This is a genomic window from Agathobaculum ammoniilyticum (assembly GCF_025567315.1).
GTDB classification, from domain to species: Bacteria; Bacillota; Clostridia; order Oscillospirales; family Butyricicoccaceae; genus Agathobaculum; species Agathobaculum ammoniilyticum.
In genome coordinates, this window is the sequence record NZ_JAOQJE010000005.1 from 63,389 (window position 1) to 70,271 (window position 6,883).

General features: G+C 62.7%; 8 protein-coding genes. 4 read left to right on the forward strand and 4 right to left on the reverse strand.

The features are described 5' to 3' along the window. A partial coding sequence (locus tag OCV66_RS06875) for a pyridoxal phosphate-dependent aminotransferase (protein ID WP_147574067.1) occupies positions 1–919 on the reverse strand: 919 nt, incomplete at its 3' end. 168 nt (positions 920–1,087) lie between these two features. Between OCV66_RS06875 and OCV66_RS06880 the strand changes: the two genes are divergently transcribed. Next, positions 1,088–2,332 (forward strand): replication-associated recombination protein A, encoded by a 1,245-nt coding sequence (locus tag OCV66_RS06880; protein ID WP_054326404.1) that lies wholly within the window; start codon positions 1,088–1,090, stop codon positions 2,330–2,332. A 43-nt stretch (positions 2,333–2,375) separates the two neighbouring features. Here the strand turns inward: OCV66_RS06880 and OCV66_RS06885 are convergent, their stop codons facing one another. Next, positions 2,376–3,314 (reverse strand): S1 RNA-binding domain-containing protein, encoded by a 939-nt coding sequence (locus OCV66_RS06885; RefSeq protein ID WP_054326405.1) that lies wholly within the window; start codon positions 3,312–3,314, stop codon positions 2,376–2,378. 142 nt (positions 3,315–3,456) lie between these two features. On the opposite strand from OCV66_RS06885, the gene OCV66_RS06890 reads away from it, so the two are divergent. Genes OCV66_RS06890 through OCV66_RS06900 form a run of 3 tightly spaced genes read left to right on the forward strand, consistent with a single transcriptional unit; the run spans position 3,457 to position 5,797 of the window. Then, a complete protein-coding gene (locus tag OCV66_RS06890) occupies positions 3,457–3,651 on the forward strand; it encodes a DUF951 domain-containing protein (protein WP_107631704.1) in 195 nt (64 codons plus the stop codon). Continuing rightward, positions 3,645–4,409, forward strand: coding sequence for a uridine phosphorylase (gene udp / locus OCV66_RS06895; RefSeq protein ID WP_054326406.1), 765 nt, complete (start codon positions 3,645–3,647; stop codon positions 4,407–4,409). Before OCV66_RS06890 ends, udp begins: the two co-directional genes overlap by 7 nt. After that, positions 4,406–5,797 (forward strand): MATE family efflux transporter, encoded by a 1,392-nt coding sequence (locus tag OCV66_RS06900; protein ID WP_147573990.1) that lies wholly within the window; start codon positions 4,406–4,408, stop codon positions 5,795–5,797. Before udp ends, OCV66_RS06900 begins: the two co-directional genes overlap by 4 nt. A 12-nt stretch (positions 5,798–5,809) precedes the next feature. On the opposite strand, the gene ispF is transcribed toward OCV66_RS06900, so the two are convergent. Both ispF and OCV66_RS06910 read right to left on the reverse strand, forming a co-directional pair. Continuing rightward, positions 5,810–6,283: a 2-C-methyl-D-erythritol 2,4-cyclodiphosphate synthase gene (gene ispF, locus OCV66_RS06905; protein WP_054326407.1), complete on the reverse strand. Its 474-nt coding sequence runs from the start codon at positions 6,281–6,283 to the stop codon at positions 5,810–5,812. Positions 6,284–6,285: 2 nt separating this feature from the next. Next, positions 6,286–6,883: IspD/TarI family cytidylyltransferase (locus OCV66_RS06910; protein ID WP_262564067.1), on the reverse strand; the 598-nt coding region annotated here is incomplete at its 5' end.

Consider the following 6,883-nt stretch of genomic DNA (forward strand, 5'->3'; position numbering starts at 1 on the left):
TGACCGGCGCTTCCTTTTTGGGGTGCGTGACGAACAGGAAGTTGGTCAGGGAGGGGAGGACGGTAAAGCCCAGCCCGCGCAGCGCTGCGGCCGAACGGTCGCGCGTCTCCGCCACCCGCCGGCAGGTCTCCTGAAAATACCGCTCATCCTCGACCGAGGCTTGCCCCGCCGCGAGCGCGAGCACATCCATTGTATAGGAATTGTAGGAGTTTTTGACCGCTTCGAGCGTGGAGATCAGCACCTCTGAGCCAAGTGCGTAGCCGATGCGCATACCCGCGAGAGAGCGGGATTTGCTCATGGTCTGCACGACCAGCAGGTTTTCGTATTTGCCGAGCAGGGGTACGGCGCTTTGCGCGCCGAAGTCGACATAGGCCTCGTCGATGATAACCACGCAGTCCTGGTTATGCTGCAAAAGATCCTCAAGGAAATCCAGCGTTACGCCGCGTCCGGTCGGCGCGTTTGGATTGGGAAGGATAACGCCGCCGTTCGGCTGGTCGTAGTCGCGGACGCGCACACGGAAATCCCCGTCCAGCGGCACGGTTTCGTAAGGGATGCGGAACAGATTGCACCAGACCGGATAGAACGAATAGGTGATATCCGGATAAAGGACCGGCCGGTCCGAGCAGAAAAACGCCTGAAAGGCAAGCGCAAGCACATCGTCTGAGCCGTTTCCGAGGAACACCTGCGCGGGTTTTACGCCGAAGCGTCCGGCTAGCGTGGACTTGAGCGCCTTGCCGTTTGCGTCCGGATAGAGGGCGAGCTGGGCGGCGTCGAAGCGGCGCAGGATTTCCTGTACGCACGGCGCGGGCGGATACGGGTTCTCATTGGCGTTCAGCTTGATGATATCGGCGGCCTGTGGCTGCTCGCCCGGCACATAGGGGTCGATTTTGCGGAGCTTATCGAGAAAAGGCTTGTCCATAAGGCACTCTCCTGTTGCAGTTTGTTGACTGCGGACAGTTTATCACAGTAAAGCAAAAAAGTCAAGCCCTGTTTGTGTTGGACTGCCAGGTGTGGTATAATCAACACATATAGAAATGCATACGCCCGCATCCCCTGTAAACCTGACTGGATGGAGGAAAAGAACGCCATGTACCAACCCTTAGCCGATAAGCTGCGCCCGCAGACGCTGGACGACGTGGTCGGCCAGCGGCACTTGCTCGGTCCGAACGGCTTGCTGCGCCGCGTGATCGAGAGCGGAAATATCCCCAACCTGATCTTTTACGGCCCGTCCGGCGTGGGCAAGACCACGGTTGCGTCCATCATCGCAAAGCAGACCGACCGCAAGCTGTATCACCTGAACGCCACGACTGCGGGCATCGCGGATATCAAGGCCATCATCGACGAGCTGGACACCTTCCTCGCCCCCAATGGCGCGCTGGTTTATCTGGACGAGATCCAGTATTTCAACAAAAAGCAGCAGCAGAGCCTTCTTGAGTTCATAGAAACGGGTAAAATGACGCTGGTCGCGTCCACGACCGAGAATCCGTATTTTTATATTTACAACGCGATCCTCAGTCGCTGCACGGTATTCGAGTTCAAGCCGGTCGGTCCGACGGATATGAAGCGCGCGGTCGAGCGGGCGCTTGCGCTCGCCATCGGGGAGCGGGACATCCCTGTCGAGGACGGAGTAGCCGCGCACATCGCGCAGGCGGTCGGCGGCGATGTGCGCAAGGCACTGGGCGCGGTTGAACTGCTTGTTCTGGGCGCGGGGGAAAGCGGTGTCACCCTTGCAGATGCGGAGCAGGCCGCCCAGCGCTCGCATATGCGGTACGACCGCGATGGGGATAGCCACTATGATATCCTGTCCGCGCTACAGAAGTCCATCCGCGGGTCGGATCCGGACGCGGCGCTGCATTACCTCGCGCGTCTGCTGGAGGCAGGGGACATGATCTCCGCCGCGCGGCGCATGCTGGTCATCGCGAGCGAGGATGTGGGGCTGGCCTATCCGCAGTGCGTGGCCATCGTTAAGGCGTGTGTGGACAGCGCGTTCCAGCTTGGACTGCCGGAGGCGCGGATTCCGCTGGCTGAGGCGGCTGTGCTTATGGCGACCGCGCCGAAATCGAACAGTGCGCTGATGGGGATGGAAGCGGCTCTTGCAGATGTCCGCGCAGGCCGGACCGGCGACATCCCCGCGCATATCAGGGACGCGCATTACGGCGGCGCGGCCAAGCTGGGACGCGGACTGACCTACCGGTATCCGCACGACTTCCCGCACCATTGGACCGCGCAGCAATATCTGCCGGACGAGCTGAAAGGCGCGCGGTATTATGAGTACGGACCCAACAAGACCGAGCAGGCGGCCAAGGCGTATTGGGAGAAAATAAAAGGGTAGCGGACAGAACCAGCGGGAGAGGCCGCCCCCCTCCCGCTGGCTGTTATTCAAATTCCGTCGCAATGTATTTCCGGTCGCAGCAGTCCGGCGTGTAGACCCACTGGCTGATATGCCCGTCGGTGATGAAATACCGCGGCGGCGGGGGCGGCTCGCGGCAGGCGAGCACATCGATCACGGTCAGCTTGATCTTCATGCGCTGGGGCAGGATGGATTTGATATACACGGAAACCACCGTGCCTGCGGACAGGTCGCCGCGCGGCTCCGCCAGGCCGGAAAGGTTGGGCGCAAGCTCGATGAACACGCCGTAAGGTTCCACCGACCGCACCACGCCGCGTACGGTTTCGCCGGGGGAGAAAAGGGCGGCGTTCTGCTCCCAGGTGCCAAGCAGCTCCCGATGGGTAAGCGAAATGCGCCGCGCGTCGCGGTCAACCGCGCGCACGGCTGCATAGATGTGCTGTCCCACCCGCAACCGGTCGTGCGGATGGAAAATGCGGGAAACCGAAAGGTTCTCTATGCCGATCAGCGAGGCCACGCCGCAGCCGATATCCACGAACGCGCCGAACGGCTCCAGGTGGGTCACCCTGGCGGGGATCACGTCGCCCGGCCGGAGCGATGCGAGCAAATGGTCCTGCGCCCGCTGCTGGGCGATCGTGCGGGAAAGCCAGACGGTCGGCGGCGCGGTGCTTTCGTCCAGCTCCGTGATGACAAAACAGGTGGGCTTGCCGACGCGGGACAGGATGGCGATTTCCCTGGTGTCCCCCTCCGCAACGCCGAGCGCGCAGCATGAGCGCGGCATGATGCCCTGCGCGAAGCCAAAATCGAACAACAGGTCGTGCGCGGCGGTGCATCGCTGTGTGACCGCCTCCAGGATCATGCCCTCGTCCTGTGCACGGCGCAGTCCGTCGACCGATTCAAACGCCTGCCGCACAGCGGGAAGTGCGGCGTAACTGCCCTCGGGCAGATAGGATTCGCTTGTTTTCATAAAAGCCGAGCCTCCTTTGGGGTCTGCCTTACTATATGAAAAAACGGCTGGGAATAGCACCGCGGATGTGGTATGATTATAAAGAGGAATCGATAAGCCGCCGCGGAGGGATAGCCCCGCGGCATATGGGAGGAGTGATTGCGTGGATGTACAGGTCAATGATGTCCTGACCATGAAGAAGCCGCATCCCTGCGGCTCCAAGCAATGGAGGGTGCTACGCACCGGCATGGATTTCAAGCTCAAATGCCTGGGCTGCGGGCATGAGGTCATGCTGCCGCGCAGCAAGGCGGAAAAAAATATACGTACCATAGAACGGGAGGGGACGATTGTATGCTGATCGATGGAAAACAGATGCATATTCAGATTCAAAAGGGGGATATCGGCCGGTATGTCATCCTGCCGGGCGACCCGGGTCGCTGCGGCAAGATCGCGCGCTATTTTGAGGAGCCGAAGCAGATCGCGCAGAACCGCGAATATACGTTGTGGACGGGCAGACTGGACGGCGTATCCGTCGCGGTATGCTCGACCGGCATCGGCGGCCCGTCCGCCGCGATCGCGCTGGAGGAGCTGGTCGAGTGCGGCGCGGACACGTTCATCCGCGTGGGGACATCGGGCGGCATCGTGGACGAGGTGTGCGGCGGCGATATCGTGATCGCAACCGCGGCCATCCGGCAGGAGGGAACGAGCCGCGAATACCTGCCCATCGAGTTCCCAGCGGCGGCGGATTTCTCGGTTGTTGCCGCACTGCGGGAGGCGGCGGTGCGGCTCGGCCTCACCCATCATATCGGCGTGATCCAGTCCAAGGACAGCTTTTACGGTGAGATACGGCCCGCGCAGCAGCCTGTTGCGGAGGAACTGCTCGCCAAATGGAAGGCGTGGAAGGCCGCAGGCGCGCTGACGAGCGAAATGGAGACCGCGGCGCTGTTCATTGTGGCGCAGGTGCTGCATGTGCGATGCGGCGCGGTACTCAACGTCCTGTGGAACGCGGATAACGACGAGGCGCCCAATATTCCGCCCGATGCGTCCGAGCGCGGTGTCCGTGCGGCGGTCGAGGCGCTGCGTATCCTCATTCGGGAGGACGGAGCGCAGGCATGAACAAGAAAAAAAACGATACGCGCGAGGCCGACCTGGGACGAGATCCGGTCGGCCCGCTGCTCGTCCGCCTGGCGCTGCCGACGATCTGCGCGCAGGTGGTCAACCTTTTGTATAATATCGTGGACCGCATCTACATCGGCCGCATACCGGACGAGGGGGCGCTCGCGCTGACCGGCATGGGCGTGACCTTTCCGGTTATCACACTGATTGCGGCGTTCGCGGCGCTGATCGGCATGGGCGGCGCGCCGCGCGCCTCCATTGCCATGGGTGCGGGCGAGCACGAAAAAGCCGAGCGCACGCTCGGCACCTGTACGGCCGCGCTGTGGGCGCTCGCGGTCGTGCTGACGGCGGTGTTCCTGCTGTTCCAGGAGCCGCTCCTTGTATTGTTCGGCGCGTCCGCAGACACGCTGCCCTATGCGATGCAGTATCTCAACATTTACGTTCTGGGTACCATCTTCGTCATGACCGCGCTGGGGCTGAACGGCTTTATCACCGCGCAGGGCAAATCCGGCGTGGCGATGAAGACGGTGCTGATCGGTGCGGTGCTCAACGTTGTGCTCGATCCGGTGTTCATTTTCCTGTTCGGCATGGGGGTGCGCGGCGCGGCGGTCGCGACCGTGATTTCGCAGGCGGTGTCCGCGCTGTGGGTAGTCCGGTTTTTGGTAGGCCCTTCCAGCGAGCTGCGGCTGAAAAAGGCCTTTTTCCGGCTGGACAGGCGCCTGCTCTGGCCCGCGGTCGCACTGGGCGCGTCGCCCTTTGTCATGCAGTCGACAGAAAGCCTGCTGACGGTGACGTTCAACGTCTCCCTGCAAAAGTACGGCGGCGACCTCGCGGTCGGCGCCATGACCATCCTCACCTCGGTCATGCAGATGATGCAGATGCCGCTGCTGGGGCTGATGCAGGGTGCGCAGCCCATACTGAGCTTCAATTACGGCGCGGGGAACAGTAAGCGGATGAAGGAGGTTATCCGGTACAGCGTGCTGATCGGCGCGGTGTTTGTGTGCTGCGTCTGGGTGGTGGTACAGCTTTCCCCGCGGACGGTGGTATACCTGTTCAACCACAAGCCGGAACTGGTCGAGATGACCGCGTGGGCGCTGCGGATTTATATGGCGGTGGGCTTTACTGCGGCGTTCCAGTGGGGGTTCCAGCAGTCGTTCGTCGCTCTGGGGGAGGCGAAAATATCCTTGTTCCTTGCGCTGGAGCGCAAGATCATCCTTCTGATCCCACTGATCCTGATTCTGCCGCGCTTCTTTGAGGATAAGCTGTTCGCGGTGTTCCTTGCGGAGCCGGTGGCGGATTTCCTTGCCGCGGCGACGACCACGGTCCTGTTTTTCTTCCGTTTCCGCCGGATTACGCGCAATATGCAGCAAAAAAGCGTGGAGCCATAGGCTCCACGCTTTTTATTCCGGTTCCAGCAGGCATACACAGTGCGCGGCGATGCCCTGCTCCGTTCCGGTAAAGCCAAGCCCTTCCTCGGTTGTGGCCTTGACCGAGATCCGGTCCGTTTCGCAGCCAATGGCCGCGGCCAGGTTTTCACGCATCTGTGGGATGTGCGGCGCGAGCCGCGGGGCCTGGGCGAGTACAGTCGCGTCCAGGTTGCCCAGCTGCCAGCCGCGCTCCCGCAGCAACGCGGCTACCTGACGCAGCAGCGCGAGGCTGTCCGCGCCCGCGTAACGCGGGTCGGTATCCGGAAAATGCCTGCCGATATCGCCGAGCGCGAGCGCGCCGAGCAGCGCGTCCATCACCGCGTGGGTGAGGACATCCGCATCCGAATGCCCCGCGAGTCCCGTCCTGTGCGGGATATCCACGCCGCCGATGATGCACCTGCGCCCCTGTTCCAGCCGGTGTACGTCGTAACCGTGCCCGATCCGCATGTTCAGATTTCCTCCTTTTGCAGCAACGCCTCGGCGACCGCGATATCCTCGGGCGTCGTGATCTTGATGTTTTCATAGCTTCCGTGGGTGGCGTATACGGGCTGGCCGAGCGCTTCGACTGCGGCGCAGTCGTCGGTATAGGCCTGTCCCTGACGCGCAGCCTCGTTCAGCGCGCGCAGAAGCAGCGGGCGCGCGAATACCTGCGGTGTCTGCACGGCCGCAAGGGTGTCGCGCGGCACGTCGGCCGCGATGACGCCGTTCTCGATGCGCTTGATGCTGTCCTTGACCGGAACGACCGGCGCGGCCGCGCCGTGCGCAGCGGCCGCATAGACCGCCTCGGAGATGACCGCCTCGGAGACGAGCGGCCGCGCGCCGTCATGCACGGCCACAAGCGCCGTATCCTCCGGCGCGGCGTTGACGCCGGCCAGGACGGAGGCGGTCCTGCTACCCCCGCCGCGCGTGACCGTGCGCAGCTTGGAGATGCCAAACGTCCGCGCAAGCTCGGTATAGGGGACGATATCCTGCTCGCGGCACACCAGCACGATATCGCGCACATCGGCGCATTTTTCAAACGCGGCCAGCGTATGCGCCAGCACGGGG

Excerpts from the sequence above, each read along its gene's own strand:
- OCV66_RS06880 (WP_054326404.1), top strand. The coding sequence starts at position 1,088 with ATGTACCAACCCTTAGCCGATAAGCTGCGCCCGCAGACGCTGGACGAC.
- OCV66_RS06885 (WP_054326405.1), bottom strand. The coding sequence starts at position 3,314 with ATGAAAACAAGCGAATCCTATCTGCCCGAGGGCAGTTACGCCGCACTT.
- udp (WP_054326406.1), top strand. The coding sequence starts at position 3,645 with ATGCTGATCGATGGAAAACAGATGCATATTCAGATTCAAAAGGGGGAT.
- OCV66_RS06900 (WP_147573990.1), top strand. The coding sequence starts at position 4,406 with ATGAACAAGAAAAAAAACGATACGCGCGAGGCCGACCTGGGACGAGAT.
- ispF (WP_054326407.1), bottom strand. The coding sequence starts at position 6,283 with ATGCGGATCGGGCACGGTTACGACGTACACCGGCTGGAACAGGGGCGC.